Genomic DNA, 18,744 nt, shown 5'->3' with positions numbered 1-18,744 from the left:
AACTAGTGAGCGAATGAGAAAATTGTAAAAGAGGGATGAAGATGAAAAGATTACTATTTCTGATTGGGCTAGCGGCAATGCTTGGTTTAGCAGGATGTGCAGGAAACAAAGATGAGAGCAAAGAGATGAATTCAGAAGATAATCAAAAACAAGAACAAAAAGAAGAAGATCATGCACATATGAATCACTCTAGCTCAGGTGAAGTACCAGAAGGTTTACAAGAAGCTAAAAGCCCAACGTATAAAGTCGGAAGTAAAGCAACGCTGATAACTGATCATATGCCAGGGATGAAAGGTGCAGAAGCAACCATTGTCGGTGCATATGATACAACAGCATATGTGGTATCTTACACGCCTACAAACGGCGGAGAGAAGGTAACGAATCATAAGTGGGTCATTCAAGAAGAAATAAAAGATGCGGGTGAAAAAGAGATACCAGCAGGAACAAAAGTAGTTCTTGAAGCAAATCATATGGAAGGCATGGAAGATGCAGAAGCAACGATTGATTCTGCTGAAAAAACAACGGTATACATGGTCGATTATATGTCTACAACTGACGGTGAAGAAGTGAAAAACCATAAGTGGGTGACAGAAAGCGAGCTTACAAAAGAATAAAAATAACAAAGCATAGGTTGAACCCTATGCTTTTTTTCTACGCCTTAGGTCTGAGTATAATTTCAAACCTATGACTTTGGAAAAAGTGTTGAAAACTGCTTATACTAATTAAGGAGTAAGCAAGGAGGAAGACAATATGAAGCACAAAAAGAAAATCATCACGGGCCTAGTACTAATAGGAGGAATCACTTCACTTCTACTGTTCTTTTCAGTGGGCAAAGCAAAAACCATCTATAAAGAAGCGCCTGTTACGATAGATATACCACAAATGTATGAAACCAATATCGTTTGGCCTGTGGCAGCAAAAGATAAAAAAACAGCTGGTGAAGCAAGTGGTGTAGCAGTTGATTCAAAAGACAATATTTATTATCTTCACCGAGCAACGGCTACATATGGAAATGATGAAGTAATTAATAAAGACACGGTTGTCGTGCTGGATGCTCAAACCAAGGAAGTCAGAGATACGTGGGGAAAAGGTTTATTTAAGTCTCCACATGGCTTAGAAATTGATAGCGAAGACAACGTTTGGATAACGGATATTTCTCAAAATAAGATTTATAAGTTTTCGCCTGAAGGAAAACTGTTAGGTACATTTGGGTCGGACTATCCGTTTTATATGGAAGCGGCTCTTCGAATCCGAAACGTCCTTCCGAAGTTTCCAACAGGAATGGATGAATATACCTTTGCGAGACCAACGGATGTAACTGTATTAAAAGATGGATCTTTCGTTGTGAGCGATGGCTATCGTAATCGCCGAATTGTAAAATTTGATCAAAACGGAAAATTCATTTGGGAAAAGAATTTGCTTGGTAACAAAGACGGTGAATTTAATTTACCTCATGGTATTAGCCATGACGAAAACGGGAATCTCTACGTTGCAGATCGAAATAATGCACGTATTCAAGTGTTCGACAAGGACGGTAACTTTCTTGATAGCTGGAATTCTAAAGAGTTAGGAAGACCGTTTGGCGTCGAGGTTGGTGATGACGGGAACGTTTATGTAGCGGATGGAGGTAACAGCTTATATCCAGAAGGAGGAAAAGGGTCTCATCAAGTCGTGGTGTTAAATACAAACGGTGAAGTTATTCAACGCTTTGGTTCGTGGGGAGAGAATAAAGGTCAGTTAAAAATCCCTCATGATATTGCTGTTAACAGCAAGGGAGATATTTACGTAGCAGAGCTAGAAAACAAGCGTTTACAGGAATTTAAGAAGAAAGATTAGCTATGGAGTAGGTCTCCATAGCTTTTTATAAATTTTACTTAGTATAGATTGTAAATCAATTGTTTCCCCCTCTAAAATTTGTGATACGCACTAGAATGACAAGTTCATTCAGCGTACAAACTAACAAAAGAAGGAGGCTATTATGACTGAGTAAGTAGTAAAAACTGGACACACGAGATGTTCATTATTGTTGAGCAACATGGTTATTTAAAATTACTTTGGTCGCGTTGCCATACCAGTCGCAGTGCCTGCAATTTAAGAATCGTTTCACTTGAAGGCAACGGAATTAGGAATTGTTTTTTCCATTTATACATATTCATATACAATTATGCAAATCCGTGTAGATAGTTTACTAGACAGGTGCGGTATGAAGATTATGTCAGCGGGTTTACTCACCGCAATATCTTGGTTAATTGCTACTCTTTCAGGAATTGTAGTTAGGTGACATTAATCGAATTACGATTGCTGAGCAAAGTCATTATAACAACAAGAGGTGAAAGACAATAATGCGTATTGTGAAGCCTTCTAAAATACTGATTACTTCTGTGTCTAAAAAGCAGATTACAAATGTCTTATTGTATGATTGTTGTATTGGGACACTTGGTTATTTCATTGGAAAATATGATCAACAACTGATATATGAATTAACAGGAATTTTAGGAAGTATCTTGTTACCAAAAGCAATGAAGAGTTTACTTTTACGAAGTGAGTATTTTTTCTTTTGGAAAGAAAGAGTGATAGTGGTTCAATAAAATAAGTAGCAAACATAAATGTTTGCTACTTATTTTATTCTGTCTTTTAGAAATGTCCTCTAAATTATTGTTGACAGAAGAGAAGCATTCGTTTTATAATTATCTCGAATTCAAGATAAAAATAACTTCTTTTTACGGCTTGCAAAAGTAAAATGCATATTTTTTTCGACAAATATCTCGAATTCGAGAATTATGATATAGAGATTAGAGTTTATGCATTTTATGACCGTGGAATTAAATAGTAAAACGAAGTAGGAGTGAGTTCATTGCTATCAATTGATCCATCTGCACAAACGGAAAGAGAAAACTATAAGCTTCTAACGGGAAGCATTATTCCAAGACCGATTGCTTTTGTGACAACGCAGTCAACAAACGGAATAATTAACGCAGCACCTTTTAGCTATTTCAATATTGTCTCTGCAAACCCGCCGATGATTTCGATTTCAGTCCAGCGTAAAAGCGGCGAAATGAAAGATACGGCAAGAAACATTATGGAGAAAAAAGAGTTTGTGATTCACATCGTCGATGAAGACAATGTTGAGCAGGTGAATATGACGGCAGCTAATCTTCCAGCTGAAGAAAGTGAAGTCGAAGTAGCTAAGTTGATTTTGACCGAAAGTAAAAAGGTTTCGGTACCGGGAGTAAAAGAAGCAAAGGTTCGCTTTGAATGTGTACTTGAACAGGCAATTCCCTTAGGAGAAGGTGAAGAAACAAGTACCGACTTGCTTATTGGAAAAGTTGTTCAGTATCACATTGAAGATCAGCTATATGATAAAGGGCGAATTGATCCACACGGCCTTAAAGCTGTTAGCCGCTTGGCCGGCAATGACTACGCTAAACTTGGTGAGACTTTTACAATTGCAAGACCAGAATAATAGCAGTTTCATGTAACAATACATCTTAGAAATAAAACAGAATACCGACTTAAGGGGGTGATTTTACTCATCCAGATGAAACAGCGGTATGAATACGCATATAGAGGTGAAGAGAAATGGGATTTTTAGATAAATTATTTGGAACATCAACTAAGGAGGAAGAAAAAATGGAAAATGTAAAATTAGCGGTTATCTACTATAGTTCAACAGGTACAAACTACCAAATGGCGCAGTGGGCAGCAGACGGTGCAAAAGAAGCAGGTGCAGATGTAAAAGTATTAAAAGTACCTGAAACAGCTCCACAAGCAGCAATTGATTCAAATCCAGCTTGGAAAGCACACGTAGAAGAAACAGCTGCTGTACCAGAAGTAACGCTTGCTGATTTAGAGTGGGCTGATGCAATTATCTTTAGCATTCCAACTCGTTTCGGAAACGTACCAGGACAAGTTAAGCAGTTCTTAGATACAACGGGTGGACTGTGGTTTAACGGTAAATTAGCAAACAAAGTTGTTAGTGCGATGACATCTGCACAAAACGCACACGGTGGTCAAGAACAAACTCTTTTATCTCTATACACAACAATGCATCACTGGGGCGCGCTTGTTGCGTCACCAGGATACACAGATCCAGTCATTTTCAGTTCAGGTGGGAACCCTTACGGAACAAGCGTAACGGTTGACCAAAATGGGAAAATGGTTGAAGATGTGGAAGCAACAGTGAAGCATCAAGCAAAGCGTACAGTAACAGTAGCTGGATGGGTAAAACAAGGCAATCAATAATAGCGTAAAAGCTCAACGTTAATTAGACGTTGAGCTTTTTTATTTACATAAGCATTTAATAAGAGTTAAAAAGTTCTTCTTCAACAGCTTTCATGATAGGAAAGGCCCCATGTGATTTGTTTGAGCAAATAACTGCAGTGACAGAGCACTTTGGATAAAAAGCAGAGTGAAAGCTAACCCCTGGGTCATAACCCATAATATGATATTTGAAAATAGCTCTTTCTCTTTTCTCTATCCACACCCCATAGCCATAAAAACTATTTTCATTATTGGTTTCAGTATGAGGGGTAAGCAAACGCGTAGTATATTTCTTACTGAGTAGCTGATGATTTAAAAGAGAATTCCACAAGCGGTTCATGTCATAAACCGTTACAAACGCTCCGCCATCTGCACCTCCTTTAGCAGGAAGGGAGTAAATATTTGTTTTCCACTTGTTGTCTGGAAAGTCAATGTAGCCAAGTGCTGTATGATTTGGCAAAGCATCGAGTTCAAAATAGCCAGAGCTTGTCATATGTGCTTTATGTAGGATCTCTTTTTCTACGTATGTATGAAATGAAAGCTGAGTTGTTTGCTCTATAATTAAGCCGAGTAGGATATAACCGGCATTATTATAATGAAACTGCTCTTCAACTTTATACTTCATCGGTTCATATTGGAAAAAAGGAAGAAATTCTTCTAAGTTTCTTATTTTGTACATTGGGGTTTTTGTCCACAACTCTTCAAAATCATCCATCACTTCTTCATCAAAATAGTCAGGTATTCCAGCTGTATGCGTTAAAAGGTGATGAACAGTAATGGTTTCATCAAAACGAGGAAAATCAATATCAAGGCAATCTTTTAATCTTGTTTCAAACGAAAGGACGCCTGCTTCTACAAGCTGACAAATCGCAATAGCTGTAAAGAGCTTACAGCCAGATGCAATACCATATCGCGTAGCAAGGCTATTTTTTATTTGGTCAGCTCGATTGGCGTAGCCGTAGCTACTTTCAGCCAGTATATGGTGTTCATCTTTAATAAGAATACTTCCAGAAAAGTTAACTTTCTTTTGGATATCGCTAATAACGCTTAAAATATTCGTATTCAATGTAGTTCCCTCCGCCATCGTTCAGATCTTTTGAAATTATCTAATCCTTTCTCTATGTAGTTACATATTGCAATTGAGATTTCCTTCTAAATGATGTGAGAAGGACATTAGATAAAAGTATAAATGAGCCAGGTTCTTCTGAAGAACCTGGCTCATTAATCTATTAAAAGGAGTAAGCTTCACCGTCTTCTGGAACGAGAAGATGACTACTGAGTTGTTTTTCAGTAGCAAAAAGCTTTAATTCAGCTCTTGATAGCGTCCAATGATTTACGGCTTCCATATGAACGGAAATAATAGTTGCTTCAGGAGCAAACTGATGAACATGCAGGATGTCTTCTTTCCCCATCAAAAGTGAACCGCCTTCAAGGAATTGATTATCTCCACCATTTACAACAATAACGTCTGGCTGGTGGGCTGAGAGATTCTCTTTTACTCCTTCATACCAAACTGTATCACCTGCAACGTACAGCGTTTTTTCATCTTCATGCTTAAAGACAATTCCACACACTTCCCCAGTTAGCTTAAGAATCTCACCGCGGCCATGTTCACCGTTTGTTTTAATTAGCTGTATGCCTGCAAATTTTGTCTGTTCAGTTAACACTTCAATGTTTGTAAAACCAGCTTTTTTTACTTCAGCTTTATCCGCTTCATTTTGTACGAATAACTTTATATCTTTGTCTAATAGTTCTTTAGCAGTCTCATCAAAATGATCTAAGTGCAGGTGAGTGAGAATCACTGCATCTACATTTAATAATTGTGTTACAGGTACTGGTAGCGGCACAAGTGGATTACGTTGATCTTGTCGTACAGAGTTTGGAAATGGAGGGTACGTACCTTGATCCGCTAACATAGGATCAATTAAAAAGGTTTTATTCGCATAGGTAAGAACAAGAGTTGCATTTCGAATTTGTTGGATCTTCATGTTTTTAGCTCCTTTTCTTTAATTTACGTATAGTTTATAGTAAAAGTAACCCAATATTACATAGTGAAAATCAAGTGTTTTCACCGTTTTACTTGATTAATGAAAGGATTTGAAATTATGTTAGACCAAACCGACTTGTCCATACTGAAAGAGCTATCCAAAAACAGTCGGATTACGATGAAAGAGCTGGGTGAAAAGGTACATTTAACTGGACAAGCAGCTGCATCGAGAGTCTTAAAGTTAGAGGACGCTGGTATTATTGAGCAGTATACGATTAAAGTAAATCAGCAAAAGCTTGGCTATCATGTTCATGCAATGATCACTATTTATACAACGAGTCCTTATCATGAGCCTTATTTATCGTTTATTAACACGCAGCGTGACTACGTCGTTCACAACTATAAAATTAGCGGAGACGGCTGTTATCTATTAGAATGTAATTTTCCTTCCAATCAAGAACTGGACCAATTTTTAGAATCTTTAAACGGTCATGCTAACTATAAGCTGTCTATAATTATTAACAAAAGCTGACTAAAAAAAATTGCGCTGAATAGTTTAATACAGAATGTAAAACTCAAATAATGCAGCAGGGGGATACGATGAGAAAAGTTTCTTGGTTAGGCATAGGAGTATTTTTAATCTTTATCGTCACTGCGTGTATAGCTGAAGATTATGATGTGGGTCCACCTACGGCGCATCTGTACGCAGAAAATGCTTCGTCTGTAAGGTTAACAGAAGCGAATATTAGCTGGGCTTCATCAAGCGGAGATGTAAGTAAAACGGTAGATGATATTTGGGAGTTCGCCTTATCACAAAAGGACATTAACGCTTCTAGAAATGAAAAAGTATTTCTAGATTTTGAAGAAAATAAAGAAAACGGTGGAGATATTTGGACGAACCCAACTATAACAGCTAATCTTTGGAAGAAAGAGCAAAAGGTTGAACTTAAAATGAATGAAAATCGAGAATTTGAAATGCCAAAAAGTACAGGTAGATATGTGTTGGAAGTTACCTTTACAACCTCAAGTGGTACTGCTCAATACGTAGGAAGTATACTTGTTAAATAATATGTTGAATGCAAAAACCTCACTTCCAAGTGAGGTTTTTTATTAATGTAGACTGTTAGGTTTTATTCTGTTAGGAATTCTTAGCCTCTTTATCATTCGAATTGTGCAAGTGACGGGTAAAATAAACAATTCATATAGTAAACTGCTATTAGTTGGAGCTGTAAGTGTATATGCAACGCAGCTGATTGCAAACGTTTGAATGCTAGTTGGCTTTTTCCCATTAACAAGCATGCTAATGCCGTTTATTAGCTATGGTTTGATGCTCGTTCCTCTTAATTCCTTTTTTATTGGAATGGTGTTGAGCGTATATAGATGAAAAGACACAGCAATGAACTAAAGACAAAGAGCTTCTCTTTTCGCTTTTCTACTTTACATAATAAGACTATACGCAACTATAAAGGTTATCCAATATATGGACATAATAGAGGCTCTAAATTAAAATTAACACTAGCAAATCTAGTTACAAGGGGAATAGATATGGCACATACATATAAAATTGAAAAAGCAGTGCTCAGTGATGTAAAGGGGATCATTTCACTGAGAGTTGAACTGTTAAAAGAAGTGAACGAGATTAAAACACAGGAAGAAGAAAAGACAGTGATGGAAGCAACAGAAAGTTACCTAAAAGAAGCAATGGAAAAAGGGGAGTTTGTCTCGTTTGTTGCCAAAAATGGAGAAGAGATCGTTAGCGTGAGTGGCTTATCTTTTTTTACGAGACCACCTTATTTAGAAAATTTGAAAGGCGAGGAAGCTTATCTCTTAAATATGTATACACTTCCTTCTCATCGGAAGCAAGGATTGGCGCGAAGAATCCTTCAAGAATGCATGAAAGAGTGTCAAAAACGCGAAGTGAAAAGAGTGTGGCTACATGCTTCACAAGCGGGAGAGGCGCTGTATAAAAGTGTAGGATTTCAGTTTAAAGGTAGTGAAATGGAGTTGTTTTTGGATGAGAGTGAGGGGATGATAAATAAGTAAGCAGCAAGGAGTATGTAGCTCCTTGCTGCTTGGCTGTTTAAGAGCTACAAGCGCAGCCAGTAGTATCTGCAGCAGGAAAAGTAGCTTGATTATCTTTTGTATAGAAAAACTCCCATTCGTTGCCATCAGGGTCTGTTACCCAAAACTTATCCTGTAGGGCATAGCAGCAGTTTGTATCCATTTCCTCACGAGCAAAAAAACCTTCTTTTTCTAAGCGGACTTTATGTTCACGGATTTCGTTAGCAGCTTCTACTTGAAATCCAAAGTGATTTATTTGGTTTCCTTTTACTTCATCCCGTACGTTTAGCGTGAAATTTAGCCCAGGTTGATTTAATAAAAACTTCGCATAATCTACTTTTACTTTCACAGGCTTAACTCCAAAAAGCTTTTCATAAAAAACGACTGATTTGTCTAGATTTGTGACGTTTACCCCTACGTGAACATATTTCATAAAATATTCCCCCTAAGAATTTTTTTGAGTTTTTAGCAGAACTAATAGGTTAAGATGAGCAAGAGCTTTCTTTACGGAGTAAACAGCAGAGCTCATCCGATAAAAGGTGATTTACTTCTTCATCGTTTAATGCGTAATAGCTCCATGTGCCTTTTGTTTCTTTCGTAATTAGATTAGCGTCTAGAAGAATCTTTAAATGATAAGACAGCTTAGACTGAGGTATACCAAAAAAATCCGTTAAATCACATACGCAGGTTTGACCGCGCTGACACAGCTCATGCATAATTTCTAATCGTCGTTCATCAGCAAGTGCCTTAAATTTTTGTTCATATTGTTTGAATGAATGTGTCATAGTAATGCTCCTTAATCAATTTTTTTTGATTTATTGTGTAAATGCAAGGTAGGCTTTTTCAAAGTTAGAATAAGTTGTTTTGCCTCTAAGAAGTGGATCATAGTTGAAGAATCGTTTAAATATAAGCTCTTTAGCTTCATGTGCTTTCATCGTTTGAGTGTTCATAACTAGTTGAAAATAAGAAATAAAGTACTCTACTGAAAGGTTTCCAGAATTGTTTACTCTCACTTGTTCATCACCTTCACTTTCTTCATCAAATTTTCTTGATGAATTAAGCATAAATGGAAATTTCAGATAAATCAAGTTGTTTAATCAAATTTTTTTGATTTATTAAGATTAGCTTATGCCTCAAGACGTTCATACTTTTTTCTTTACCGCTTATACTAAAAAAGTCTTGAAAATTATTTCAAACAATATTATAGTTTATATAAACATATAAGCAAATTATTATATATTAATTCATTTTTGTATGGGAGGTGTCACGATGGAAACTAAAACGGTCGTTGAAATGGAAAAAGCGGCTCAAATTCTAAAGCTGCTCGGTGATAAAACGAGATTATCTATGATGAAGCTGATGGAACATAGTGAGTGCTGTGTATGTGAATTCGTTGATATTTATGGTGCAAGTCAGCCTGCAATCAGTCAGCATCTCCGCAAGCTAAGAGATGTAGGGCTAGTAAGAGAAAGACGAAAAGGACAATGGATCTTTTATTCGCTTAATAAAGAAAGCGAGAATTATCATTTTATAATTAGTATACTTGCGTCGATACCAAGCCAAGATCAACGCTTAAAAGAGTTAGAAGAAAAAGGGCTTCGTATTAATTGTTGTGAGTAATTGGAGGGTTAAAATTTGACATCAGTTGTTTTAGCATCACTGATCTTTTTGGTGACTTTAGTGTTTGTTATCTGGCAGCCAAAGAATTTATCGATTGGCTGGTCGGCGATGGGGGGAGCAGTTATTGCCCTTCTAGTTGGCGTTGTTAACTTTGGTGACGTTTGGGACGTAACGCAAATTGTTTGGAACGCTACGTTAACGTTTATTGCTATTATTATTATCTCATTAATTTTAGATGAAATTGGCTTTTTTGAATGGGCAGCCCTTCACATGGCGCGTGCTGCTGGTGGAAATGGTATTCGTATGTTTGTGTACGTTTCCTTACTTGGCGCGTTAGTTGCTGCATTTTTTGCAAATGACGGTGCGGCGCTTATTTTAACGCCGATTGTACTTGCAATGGTTCGAGCATTAAAACTCGATGAAAAGATGGTATTTCCGTTTATTATTGCAAGTGGATTTATAGCTGATACAACATCGTTACCGCTTGTGGTAAGTAACTTAGTAAACATCGTGTCTGCTGACTTTTTCGGTATTACGTTCTCGGAATATGCGTCTCGCATGATTATTCCAAATTTCTTTGCACTGTTTGCGAGTATTTTAGTACTGTATTTATATTTCCGAAAAAGCATTCCAAAACGCTATGATGTAACGCATTTGCAGGAGCCAGTAGCAGCGATTAAAGACCAAAAAATGTTCCGTTTATCTTGGTTTGTCTTAGGGCTACTTCTAGTCGGTTACTTTGTAGGAGAGTTTATAGGCGTGCCTGTTTCTATTATTGCAGGTATCATTGCCGTATTCTTCTTGCTTATGGCAAGAACAAGTCCTGCAGTTCAAACAAAAACTGTATTAAAAGGTGCACCTTGGGCAATTGTCTTCTTTTCAATTGGTATGTACGTAGTTGTGTACGGTCTTCGTAATGCGGGGCTTACTGAAGTGTTAGCAAACGTCATTCAAGCAGTTGCCGACCAAGGGTTGTTCGCGGCAACAATCGGTATGGGCTTTATTGCAGCGATTCTATCATCCATTATGAATAATATGCCGACTGTCATGATTGACGCATTAGCTATTGATGCCACTGCGACATCTGGAACCATTCGAGAAGCACTTATTTATGCTAATGTTATTGGATCTGATTTAGGTCCAAAGATTACCCCAATTGGTTCTTTAGCTACTTTATTATGGCTTCACGTTCTTTCAACAAAAGGTGTGAAAATTTCTTGGGGCACGTATTTTAAAACAGGTATTATCTTAACCATCCCAACATTGTTTATTACGCTTGTTGGTTTATATATTTGGTTACTCATACTTTCATAACAGACAAAAAAGGAGATGCTACACATGACAAAAAAAACAATTTACTTCCTATGCACAGGTAACTCTTGCCGTAGCCAAATGGCAGAAGGTTGGGCAAAAAAGTATTTAAGTGATGAATGGAATGTATACAGTGCAGGTCTTGAAGCACATGGGTTAAATCCAAATGCTGTAAAAGCAATGAAAGAAGCAGGTATTGATATTACAAATCAAACATCTGATGTAATTGACCCTGAGATTTTAAATTCTGCAGATTTAGTAGTGACGTTATGTGGTCACGCAGCTGATCACTGTCCAGTGACGCCACCACACGTAAAGCGCGTGCACTGGGGCTTTGATGATCCAGCAAAAGCAGAAGGAACAGAAGACGAAAAATGGGCGTTTTTCCAACGAGTACGTGATGAAATTGGAGCTCGCATTCAACGTTTTGCTGAAACTGGTGAGTGAAAAATAGATAAGTCGAGAGCTAGCCTCTCGACTTTTACTATATATCTAATATAAGTATATTATTATACACTTTTATTAGAGAGGGAGGTTGAGCATGAAGAAAATAGAGATTTTTGACCCTGCAATGTGCTGTTCAACAGGAGTTTGTGGACCCAGTGTGGATCCGGAATTAACTCGAATTGCTACTGTTATATCTCATCTTAAAAAAGGCGTAGTAGAGGTTGAACGCTACAATCTAACAAGCGATCCAGGACATTTTGTAGAAAATCAACAAATTAACGCTCTGCTTATGAGTAAGGGAACAGACTGCTTACCGATTACTCTTATAGATGGAGAAGTCAAAAAGATCAGTAGCTATCCTACAAATGAAGAAATATCAAAATGGCTGGAAGTAAATCTAGAAGATTTAAAAGTGAAAAGTAAAACCGCAAGCATGCCGATTACTTTAAACATCACAAATAACAAGTAGGAGGTAAAGTTTATGTTTCAACCTTTACAGCCTAGTAAAGTTAATAAAACACCGTTTTTATTTTTTACAGGAAAAGGTGGTGTGGGGAAGACTTCCACCGCATGCGCAATGGCTGTAGCATTAGCGGATGAAGGGAACCAAGTCCTGTTAATCAGTACAGATCCTGCTTCTAACTTACAAGATGTGTTTGAAGTGGAGCTGAACAACAAGCCTGCGAAAATTCCAGCCATATCTAATTTATACGCTTGCAATTTAGATCCTGAAGAGGCAGCGCGAAGCTATAGAGAAAAAGTTATTGATCCCTATCGTGGAAAGCTTCCTGATTCAGTAATCGCGACTATGGAAGAGCAATTATCTGGAGCTTGTACAGTTGAGATTGCGGCATTTGATGAATTTACAAACGTACTGGGAGATAAAGAGCTAACGCAGCAGTTTGATTTTATCTTGTTCGATACGGCGCCAACAGGCCATACGTTACGCTTATTACAATTACCAACGGCATGGACGGGATTTCTTGAAGAAAGCACACATGGAGCTTCTTGTCTTGGCCCGTTAGCTGGTTTAGGTAAAAAGAAGGAACAGTATGCGAAAGCTGTAGAAGTACTTTCAAATCCAGAGCAAACAACGCTACTGTTGGTAGCAAGACCAGATGCCGCTTCGTTAAAAGAAGCAAATCGAGCTTCACAAGAGTTAAAGGAAATCGGTATAAAAAACCAACTCTTAATTATTAATGGTTTAATGAAAAGTTACATGAGTGGAGATTCAGTATCTACAGCTTTTTATAAAAAGCAGCGAAATGCATTAAAGAATCTACCTGTTGAATTAAAACAGCTGCCAACGTATTCACTTCCTTATGTATCCTATTCTTTAACGGGTGTCAAAAGCCTACGCTATTTATTCAAATCATATGTAATGCCAGCGGTTGAAGTCAAAGGTGTTAACCTAGTGAATGAGCACCTTTCATCATTTAAAGATGTGGTGGATGATTTCTCAACCACCGGTATTAAAGTTATTTTTACAATGGGAAAAGGCGGAGTTGGTAAGACTACTGTAGCATCAGCTATCGCTGTTGGTTTAGTAGAAAAAGGTCATAGAGTTCATTTGACAACAACAGATCCAGCAAATCATATTGATTCTCTATTAAGTTCGACTGAAAACAACGATAGGTTAACAATTAGTAGTATTAATCCTGAAATAGTAGTTGAAGAATATAAGAATCAGGTAATTAAAAAAGCCTGTCAAGAGCTTGATGAAGATGGAATTCAATACTTAAAAGAAGATTTAAATTCTCCATGTACAGAAGAAATTGCGATTTTTCAAGCCTTTGCAGATGTAGTAGCAAAAGCAAAAGATGAAATTGTAGTAATTGACACAGCGCCAACTGGTCATACATTATTGCTACTGGATGCTACACAATCCTATCATAAAGAGCTTGAACGCTCGACTGGAGAATTATCACAAAACGCCTTAGATTTACTTCCACGGTTGCGAAATCAGCAAGAAACGAGCGTTGTTATTGTATCGCTAGCAGAAGCGACGCCCGTTCTTGAATCGAGTCGTCTTCAAGAAGATTTAAAGCGAGCGGGAATTATGCCGAAATGGTGGGTTGTAAATCAAAGCTTATATGCAACAAACACAGCTGATAGTCTATTAAAAGGACGAGCTTCTACTGAGAAGCTCTGGCTAAAAAAAATCAGTGAAGAACTAACTTCACATGTTTCAGTTATACCATGGCAAGAGGAAGAAAAAATTGGGTATGAAAAAGTGAAAGAATACGCTAAATAAATAGAATGTTTTTCAATACTACTAATCAGTTAGAGGTGAAAGTAATGAGTGCTAAAAAGTATCAGGAATTAATTGAAAATCGTATTTTTATTGGTGGAGCAGCAGATGCAAAAGAAATGATGGAAGATGAGAAAGCAGATGTTATTTTTGATTTGCGAGCTGAAGCCTTGGAGCATGATGTACCAGAGATTCGTGTACATGTACCTATTGTAGATGACGCTAAACAACAAGACGAGTCCGTTCAAAGAGCAATTAACGAAGTTGTCAAAGCGTACAAAGAAGGCAAGAAAGTATATTTTCATTGTGCTGGAGGAAGTAATCGTACGGGTACTGTTGCGATTGGAACATTGCTTGCACTAGGTGAAGCTAAAAGCCTGGAAGAAGCAGAAGAGAAGGCAAAAGCAGTTAGAACAAAAATTAATGTAAAGTCTGAAATGAAAGAGTCTCTTCAACGATTGTTTCCTGAGGCTTAAATGAAAAGAAGGGGGAGAGCTACATGAATATCTCAAACGAAGCGAAAAAAATGTTACTAGAGGTCTTTGCAAGTCAAGGAGGAAGTGGCATTCGTTTTTATTCTGAAGGACAGGGTTGCTGCGGGCCGCAAATAGGACTTTCATTAGAGGCTCCTGGCACAAATGATCAAGTTCAAGAAATCAATGGAATCTCCGTTGCAATAGAACAAGAAGTGTTATTTGCAACACAAGATTTAACACTTGATGTACAAGAAAATCCGCAAGGGAAAGGTTTTGTGTTAGTAGGAGTCAACAATAGCTGTTCTTAAGTTAAGCGGAACAAAAAGACTGCAGATTAGTGCAGTCTTTTTCGTTTCGTAGCTCTTGTGTAAAGCTACATCCTTTGAGTTTAAGAGGGAAAAACGATATACTTGACGAAGTGAAGATTTTTAAGTCAGGGGGAATCATTGTTATGAGTTTTATGCCTAAAGCTATTTTCTTAGATATGGACGGTACGATTTTAAACCGCTCAAATCGAGTAACAATTGAGACAAAAGAAATTATTGATGACCTACGTGCACAAGGAATCTTCGTCTTTATTGCAACAGGAAGAGCTTTTGATGAAATAGCAGAGCTAGTGCCTGAAGGCTTTGAAGTAGATGGATTCATTACATCCAATGGTATGGCAGGACATGTGGGAGGCGAAATGGTCTTTAAGCATTCACTGTCACGCGAATTGGTTGAAAAAGTCATTGGAAAAGCAAGGGAAAACCAAGTTTATTACGAATTATTCCCATATGGAGCACCGCGAATGACGCTTCAACAAGACAGAGAATATGTTGAACATGAAGTTCGTGAGCCAAAACCAGAAAGCGTTGAAATTAATGAATGGCTTTCAAGAAAAAAAGCTATCGGAGAAGAAATTCAGTGGCAAGAGAAAATAGAAGGCAGTGAATTCTCCAAGTTTTATTTCTTTGCTAGAACCTATGAACATATTAATAAATGGAAAGCGGAGCTTGAAAAGTTAAAGCAAGAAATGGATTTTACAATGTCCATTTCATCTCCTCATAACGTAGAAGTGATGGTTGCGAATGTGAATAAGGCAACTGGAATTCAACAGATGCTAAAGCACTATAACTTACCTCATGAAGATATCTTAGGTATCGGTGACAGTAATAACGACCTGCCAATGTTTAAGTACGTTGGATATGCAGTAGCCATGAAAAATGCCGGTGACCATATTAAAGATATTGTAGATGACGTAACAGAGTATAGCTGTGATGAAAACGGCGTTTATCATTATCTTTCTAAATTTAAAGTGAAAAAAAACAATCCCATTATGCCTAACGCATAATCTAAAAAGCTAACGAGCTACTTTGCTCGTTAGCTTTTTTATGTATGAAAAAGTTATAAAAACAAAACCTAATGTTAATAGTTAGCGCGGTTGCGTTAAAAACAACGTCTAAGGAGAACATCTATGAGCAATTCATCGTTTAAAAAAACCATTTCGTTATTAGACTTAATCCTTATTGGTCTTGGGGCTATTTTCGGTTCTGCGTGGCTATTTGGAGTCAGTAATGTCGCTTCAATGGCAGGTCCAATTGGAAGCTTTTCATGGCTAATTGGTGGGGTTATTATTTTATTGATTGGTCTTGTATATGCTGAACTAGGGGCAGCTCTCCCAAGAACAGGGGGAATTTTGCGATACCCCGTGTATTCACATGGACCACTCGTTGGGTATTTAATTTCTTTCATTACAATTGTTGCTTATACAAGTTTAATTTCGATTGAAGTAACGGCTGTGAGACAATACGTATCGTTTTGGTTTCCAGGCTTAACCAAAGCAGGATCTGAATCCGCAACGGTATCTGGTTGGCTTTTACAATTCGCCTTGTTAACGTTGTTTTTCTTACTAAACTACTGGAGTGTAAAAACATTTGCTAAGTCGAATATCATTATCTCAATTTTTAAATACTTTGTACCGCTGACGGTTATTGTTGTGCTGGCATTTTATTTTACGCCAGCGAACTTTACGGTACAAGGATTTGCACCTTTCGGGGTGCAGGGAATTCAAACAGCCATTTCAACAGGTGGAGTTATGTTTGCATATCTAGGCCTTCATCCCATTGTGTCGGTAGCGGGAGAGGTTAAAAATCCTCAGCGAAATATTCCGATTGCTTTAATTGTTTGTATTTTGCTATCAGCTATTATCTATACGACGCTGCAAGTTCTGTTTCTAGGAAGTATTCCAACCGATATGCTTTCAAATGGGTGGGAGAAAATTCAAAGTGAGTTTTCACTACCGTTTAAAGATATTGCTGTCATTCTAGGCTTGGGCTGGCTGGCTACTCTTGTTGTATTAGATGCCATCGTTTCACCAGGAGGGAATGGAAATATTTTTATGAACACAACAGCTCGATTAGTATATGCATGGTCGAGAACAGGTACGTTATTTAAAGTATTCAAAAAAGTAGATAAAGGTACGGGGATTCCAAGGCCATCACTGTGGTTATCGTATTTGCTATCTATTTTTTGGACACTGCCATTTCCATCGTGGAACGCTTTGGTTAACGTGTGTTCGGTAGCGCTCATTCTTTCATACGCCATTGCACCAGTTTCTATCGCTGCGTTTGAACGTAATGCAAAAGATTTACAAAAACCATTTAAACTAAAAGGTATGGGCATTATTGCACCAATTTCATTCATTTTTGCCTCATACATTGTTTATTGGTCAGGATGGACAACCATTTCGTGGCTATTAAGTTCACAGCTTGTTATGTTTATTCTCTATCTTGTTTTTAACAAATATGTTCCGACAGAACAAGTGTCTCTAGCTCAGCAGCTAAAGTCAACGTGGTGGCTAGTCGCTTACTATGTAGTTATGATTATTATTTCTTATTTAGGTTCATTTGGCGGAGGGCTTGGAGTGTTAGGGAACCCTTTAGATCTATTTTTAATTGCTGTTATTTCCTTAATGATTTACTACTGGGCAAAACATTCTGGCTTGCCAAAAGCCATTATTGATGAAGATGATTAACAAACAATAAGCCCCCTGATACGTTACGTATCAGGGGGCTTGTTTAAATAACTGGTTTATTCATTTTATAATTTGGATAGCAGTAATAAGGCGGTCTAGGACCAATTTTTGGCATGGACCACGAATTATGAATGTACACCATTTTTACTTTATCATCTGATTGAGTTACTAACAGCAGCTGTACCTCTTTATTAAATTCATATTTCATTCCGTTCAGCTCCTCATACTAAGAATTTGTTGACTCTCCGCCGTCTACGTGTAAAACTTGCCCAGTAACGAACCTAGAATCATCAGATGCTAAGTATACATATGTTGGAGCAAGTTCAAACGGTTGGGCTGCACGCTCGAGTGGATTAAAGGAGCCAAATACGGCCACTTGGTCTGAAGAAAAGCTAGCTGGAATAAGAGGTGTCCACGTTCTACCAGGAGCTACGGCGTTCACGCGAATTCCTTTTTTTGCTACGCTTTTAGCTAAAGCACGCGTAAATCCAACGTTTGCAGCTTTCGTTGCAGTGTAGTCAATAAGCTGTTTTTCACCCACATAAGCAACAACCGAAGCTGTATTAATAATTGAGCTTCCTTCTTTTAGATGTGGAAGAGCTGCTCGCGTCGTATAGAAATGAGAATAGATGTTGACTTTAAACGTTTCATCAAACTGTTCATCCGTAATATCTACAAGGTCTAGCTGCTGAAATTGAATGCCCACATGATTGCAAAGAATATCAAGCTCACCAAACGTTTCAATTGTTTGGTCAACAATTGAAACGCACTGCTTTTTTTCTCTCAAATCACCAGGCAACAGCAAACAGCGCTGACCGAGTTCTTCAATTCGAGCTTTCGTTCGATTTGCATCTTCGTGTTCGTTTAGATAGGCAATGGCGACATTAGCGCCTTCCTTTGCAAATGTAATGGCAGCGGCTGCACCAATTCCGCTATCGCCTCCCGTAATTAGCGCGACTTTTCCTTTAAGCTTCCCACTTCCTTGATAGTTTGGATTTTCAATAATAGGAAGGGGAACCATTAATTTTTCTACCCCTGGTTGACTAAGCTGACGCTGTTCGGGAACATTGATGGGGATTTCTTTAAACTGGGTAATGTTCCCATAGTTTGGGTAAAGGGGGTAAGGATTCTTTTGCATTTCGTTCGTAAACTTATCCTGCAATTCTTTAATTTGGCGCAGCTGTTCTTTATCGCTCTCGTTCATATAAACCTCCTATAGAACAAATTTACTTCTATAGCATCTCTATGTTCACTGTGATAAACAAATGAAGAGAATATTTCTTTTGAAGGGGAGTATTCATAAAAAAAGTAGGAA

At 37.7% G+C, this 18,744-nt stretch carries 24 protein-coding genes and 1 pseudogene; 18 read left to right on the top strand and 7 right to left on the bottom strand.

Annotation, left to right across the window (positions count from 1 at the left end):
* The first annotated feature begins 41 nt into the window (after positions 1-41).
* From EPL02_RS02470 to wrbA, 6 genes and pseudogenes are all read left to right on the top strand, one after another.
* Positions 42-614 carry a YdhK family protein gene (locus EPL02_RS02470; protein WP_131886927.1) on the top strand — a complete coding sequence of 191 codons (573 nt, stop codon included), beginning with the start codon at positions 42-44 and terminating at the stop codon, positions 612-614.
* A 136-nt stretch (positions 615-750) separates the two neighbouring features.
* On the top strand, positions 751-1,836 hold the full coding sequence (locus EPL02_RS02465; RefSeq protein WP_131886926.1) for a peptidyl-alpha-hydroxyglycine alpha-amidating lyase family protein: 1,086 nt from the start codon (positions 751-753) through the stop codon (positions 1,834-1,836).
* 199 nt (positions 1,837-2,035) lie between these two features.
* Positions 2,036-2,263: pseudogene (locus tag EPL02_RS21070) on the top strand (MFS transporter); the annotation flags it as partial.
* A 79-nt stretch (positions 2,264-2,342) separates the two neighbouring features.
* Positions 2,343-2,588: a hypothetical protein gene (locus EPL02_RS02455; protein ID WP_131886925.1), complete on the top strand. Its 246-nt coding sequence runs from the start codon at positions 2,343-2,345 to the stop codon at positions 2,586-2,588.
* Between the two features lie 266 nt (positions 2,589-2,854).
* Positions 2,855-3,463, top strand: coding sequence for a flavin reductase family protein (locus EPL02_RS02450; RefSeq protein WP_094909682.1), 609 nt, complete (start codon positions 2,855-2,857; stop codon positions 3,461-3,463).
* A gap of 167 nt (positions 3,464-3,630) precedes the next feature.
* Positions 3,631-4,242 (top strand): NAD(P)H:quinone oxidoreductase, encoded by a 612-nt coding sequence (gene wrbA / locus EPL02_RS02445; RefSeq protein WP_025910328.1) that lies wholly within the window; start codon positions 3,631-3,633, stop codon positions 4,240-4,242.
* Positions 4,243-4,297: 55 nt separating this feature from the next.
* Here wrbA and EPL02_RS02440 read toward each other — a convergent pair whose 3' ends face one another.
* Together EPL02_RS02440 and EPL02_RS02435 are read right to left on the bottom strand one after the other, a co-directional pair.
* A complete protein-coding gene (locus EPL02_RS02440; protein ID WP_131886924.1) occupies positions 4,298-5,326 on the bottom strand; it encodes a serine hydrolase domain-containing protein in 1,029 nt (342 codons plus the stop codon).
* A 163-nt stretch (positions 5,327-5,489) separates the two neighbouring features.
* Positions 5,490-6,248 (bottom strand): MBL fold metallo-hydrolase, encoded by a 759-nt coding sequence (locus tag EPL02_RS02435; RefSeq protein WP_131886923.1) that lies wholly within the window; start codon positions 6,246-6,248, stop codon positions 5,490-5,492.
* A gap of 117 nt (positions 6,249-6,365) precedes the next feature.
* On the opposite strand from EPL02_RS02435, the gene EPL02_RS02430 reads away from it, so the two are divergent.
* The 3 genes from EPL02_RS02430 to EPL02_RS02420 all read left to right on the top strand — a co-directional run bounded on the left by EPL02_RS02430 (position 6,366) and on the right by EPL02_RS02420 (position 8,290).
* Positions 6,366-6,779, top strand: a complete 414-nt coding sequence (locus EPL02_RS02430) for an Lrp/AsnC family transcriptional regulator (protein ID WP_061784837.1) — start codon at positions 6,366-6,368, stop codon at positions 6,777-6,779.
* A 68-nt stretch (positions 6,780-6,847) separates the two neighbouring features.
* Positions 6,848-7,315, top strand: a complete 468-nt coding sequence (locus EPL02_RS02425) for a hypothetical protein (protein WP_131886922.1) — start codon at positions 6,848-6,850, stop codon at positions 7,313-7,315.
* A gap of 477 nt (positions 7,316-7,792) precedes the next feature.
* Positions 7,793-8,290, top strand: coding sequence for a GNAT family N-acetyltransferase (locus EPL02_RS02420; RefSeq protein ID WP_131886921.1), 498 nt, complete (start codon positions 7,793-7,795; stop codon positions 8,288-8,290).
* Between the two features lie 37 nt (positions 8,291-8,327).
* Here the strand turns inward: EPL02_RS02420 and EPL02_RS02415 are convergent, their stop codons facing one another.
* Genes EPL02_RS02415 through EPL02_RS02405 form a run of 3 tightly spaced genes read right to left on the bottom strand, consistent with a single transcriptional unit; the run spans position 8,328 to position 9,321 of the window.
* Positions 8,328-8,741 (bottom strand): ArsI/CadI family heavy metal resistance metalloenzyme, encoded by a 414-nt coding sequence (locus EPL02_RS02415; RefSeq protein ID WP_131886920.1) that lies wholly within the window; start codon positions 8,739-8,741, stop codon positions 8,328-8,330.
* Between the two features lie 49 nt (positions 8,742-8,790).
* Positions 8,791-9,093 carry an ArsR/SmtB family transcription factor gene (locus EPL02_RS02410; RefSeq protein WP_094909687.1) on the bottom strand — a complete coding sequence of 101 codons (303 nt, stop codon included), beginning with the start codon at positions 9,091-9,093 and terminating at the stop codon, positions 8,791-8,793.
* A gap of 30 nt (positions 9,094-9,123) precedes the next feature.
* Positions 9,124-9,321 carry a hypothetical protein gene (locus tag EPL02_RS02405; RefSeq protein WP_025907646.1) on the bottom strand — a complete coding sequence of 66 codons (198 nt, stop codon included), beginning with the start codon at positions 9,319-9,321 and terminating at the stop codon, positions 9,124-9,126.
* Positions 9,322-9,577: 256 nt separating this feature from the next.
* On the opposite strand from EPL02_RS02405, the gene EPL02_RS02400 reads away from it, so the two are divergent.
* The 9 genes from EPL02_RS02400 to EPL02_RS02360 all read left to right on the top strand — a co-directional run bounded on the left by EPL02_RS02400 (position 9,578) and on the right by EPL02_RS02360 (position 17,429).
* A complete protein-coding gene (locus EPL02_RS02400) occupies positions 9,578-9,928 on the top strand; it encodes an ArsR/SmtB family transcription factor (RefSeq protein WP_094909688.1) in 351 nt (116 codons plus the stop codon).
* A gap of 15 nt (positions 9,929-9,943) precedes the next feature.
* Positions 9,944-11,242: an arsenic transporter gene (locus EPL02_RS02395; RefSeq protein WP_094909689.1), complete on the top strand. Its 1,299-nt coding sequence runs from the start codon at positions 9,944-9,946 to the stop codon at positions 11,240-11,242.
* A gap of 24 nt (positions 11,243-11,266) precedes the next feature.
* Positions 11,267-11,686, top strand: coding sequence for an arsenate reductase (thioredoxin) (gene arsC / locus EPL02_RS02390; protein ID WP_025907651.1), 420 nt, complete (start codon positions 11,267-11,269; stop codon positions 11,684-11,686).
* A gap of 94 nt (positions 11,687-11,780) precedes the next feature.
* Entirely contained in the window at positions 11,781-12,155 is a 375-nt protein-coding gene (gene arsD / locus EPL02_RS02385; RefSeq protein ID WP_094909691.1) for an arsenite efflux transporter metallochaperone ArsD, read from the top strand.
* A 12-nt stretch (positions 12,156-12,167) separates the two neighbouring features.
* Positions 12,168-13,940, top strand: a complete 1,773-nt coding sequence (gene arsA / locus EPL02_RS02380; protein ID WP_094909692.1) for an arsenical pump-driving ATPase — start codon at positions 12,168-12,170, stop codon at positions 13,938-13,940.
* A gap of 44 nt (positions 13,941-13,984) precedes the next feature.
* On the top strand, positions 13,985-14,413 hold the full coding sequence (locus EPL02_RS02375) for a protein-tyrosine phosphatase family protein (RefSeq protein ID WP_131886919.1): 429 nt from the start codon (positions 13,985-13,987) through the stop codon (positions 14,411-14,413).
* 23 nt (positions 14,414-14,436) lie between these two features.
* On the top strand, positions 14,437-14,721 hold the full coding sequence (locus EPL02_RS02370) for an adhesin (RefSeq protein WP_076513916.1): 285 nt from the start codon (positions 14,437-14,439) through the stop codon (positions 14,719-14,721).
* Between the two features lie 143 nt (positions 14,722-14,864).
* Positions 14,865-15,746: an HAD family hydrolase gene (locus tag EPL02_RS02365; protein WP_131886918.1), complete on the top strand. Its 882-nt coding sequence runs from the start codon at positions 14,865-14,867 to the stop codon at positions 15,744-15,746.
* Positions 15,747-15,869: 123 nt separating this feature from the next.
* On the top strand, positions 15,870-17,429 hold the full coding sequence (locus EPL02_RS02360) for an APC family permease (protein WP_094909695.1): 1,560 nt from the start codon (positions 15,870-15,872) through the stop codon (positions 17,427-17,429).
* 43 nt (positions 17,430-17,472) lie between these two features.
* On the opposite strand, the gene EPL02_RS20750 is transcribed toward EPL02_RS02360, so the two are convergent.
* Both EPL02_RS20750 and EPL02_RS02355 read right to left on the bottom strand, forming a co-directional pair.
* Positions 17,473-17,637, bottom strand: a complete 165-nt coding sequence (locus tag EPL02_RS20750; RefSeq protein WP_165932499.1) for a hypothetical protein — start codon at positions 17,635-17,637, stop codon at positions 17,473-17,475.
* Between the two features lie 18 nt (positions 17,638-17,655).
* A complete protein-coding gene (locus tag EPL02_RS02355; protein ID WP_131886917.1) occupies positions 17,656-18,633 on the bottom strand; it encodes an SDR family oxidoreductase in 978 nt (325 codons plus the stop codon).
* Positions 18,634-18,744 lie beyond the last annotated feature (111 nt).

This window comes from Bacillus sp. CBEL-1 (genome assembly GCF_004348885.1).
Classification (GTDB): Bacteria; Bacillota; Bacilli; order Bacillales; family Bacillaceae_H; genus Priestia; species Priestia aryabhattai_A.
Note: the sequence above shows the minus strand (reverse complement) of the source record. Positions and strands in the feature narration are given on the sequence as shown.

Bases quoted from the DNA above. Each gene is read 5' to 3' on its own strand.
- EPL02_RS02365 (WP_131886918.1), top strand. From the start codon at position 14,865: ATGAGTTTTATGCCTAAAGCTATTTTCTTAGATATGGACGGTACGATT.
- arsC (WP_025907651.1), top strand. From the start codon at position 11,267: ATGACAAAAAAAACAATTTACTTCCTATGCACAGGTAACTCTTGCCGT.
- arsA (WP_094909692.1), top strand. From the start codon at position 12,168: ATGTTTCAACCTTTACAGCCTAGTAAAGTTAATAAAACACCGTTTTTA.
- EPL02_RS02470 (WP_131886927.1), top strand. From the start codon at position 42: ATGAAAAGATTACTATTTCTGATTGGGCTAGCGGCAATGCTTGGTTTA.
- arsD (WP_094909691.1), top strand. From the start codon at position 11,781: ATGAAGAAAATAGAGATTTTTGACCCTGCAATGTGCTGTTCAACAGGA.
- EPL02_RS02430 (WP_061784837.1), top strand. From the start codon at position 6,366: ATGTTAGACCAAACCGACTTGTCCATACTGAAAGAGCTATCCAAAAAC.
- EPL02_RS02410 (WP_094909687.1), bottom strand. From the start codon at position 9,093: ATGACACATTCATTCAAACAATATGAACAAAAATTTAAGGCACTTGCT.
- EPL02_RS02360 (WP_094909695.1), top strand. From the start codon at position 15,870: ATGAGCAATTCATCGTTTAAAAAAACCATTTCGTTATTAGACTTAATC.
- EPL02_RS02435 (WP_131886923.1), bottom strand. From the start codon at position 6,248: ATGAAGATCCAACAAATTCGAAATGCAACTCTTGTTCTTACCTATGCG.
- EPL02_RS02415 (WP_131886920.1), bottom strand. From the start codon at position 8,741: ATGAAATATGTTCACGTAGGGGTAAACGTCACAAATCTAGACAAATCA.
- EPL02_RS02425 (WP_131886922.1), top strand. From the start codon at position 6,848: ATGAGAAAAGTTTCTTGGTTAGGCATAGGAGTATTTTTAATCTTTATC.
- EPL02_RS20750 (WP_165932499.1), bottom strand. From the start codon at position 17,637: ATGAAATATGAATTTAATAAAGAGGTACAGCTGCTGTTAGTAACTCAA.
- wrbA (WP_025910328.1), top strand. From the start codon at position 3,631: ATGGAAAATGTAAAATTAGCGGTTATCTACTATAGTTCAACAGGTACA.
- EPL02_RS02455 (WP_131886925.1), top strand. From the start codon at position 2,343: ATGCGTATTGTGAAGCCTTCTAAAATACTGATTACTTCTGTGTCTAAA.
- EPL02_RS02375 (WP_131886919.1), top strand. From the start codon at position 13,985: ATGAGTGCTAAAAAGTATCAGGAATTAATTGAAAATCGTATTTTTATT.
- EPL02_RS02370 (WP_076513916.1), top strand. From the start codon at position 14,437: ATGAATATCTCAAACGAAGCGAAAAAAATGTTACTAGAGGTCTTTGCA.
- EPL02_RS02465 (WP_131886926.1), top strand. From the start codon at position 751: ATGAAGCACAAAAAGAAAATCATCACGGGCCTAGTACTAATAGGAGGA.
- EPL02_RS02400 (WP_094909688.1), top strand. From the start codon at position 9,578: ATGGAAACTAAAACGGTCGTTGAAATGGAAAAAGCGGCTCAAATTCTA.
- EPL02_RS02355 (WP_131886917.1), bottom strand. From the start codon at position 18,633: ATGAACGAGAGCGATAAAGAACAGCTGCGCCAAATTAAAGAATTGCAG.
- EPL02_RS02420 (WP_131886921.1), top strand. From the start codon at position 7,793: ATGGCACATACATATAAAATTGAAAAAGCAGTGCTCAGTGATGTAAAG.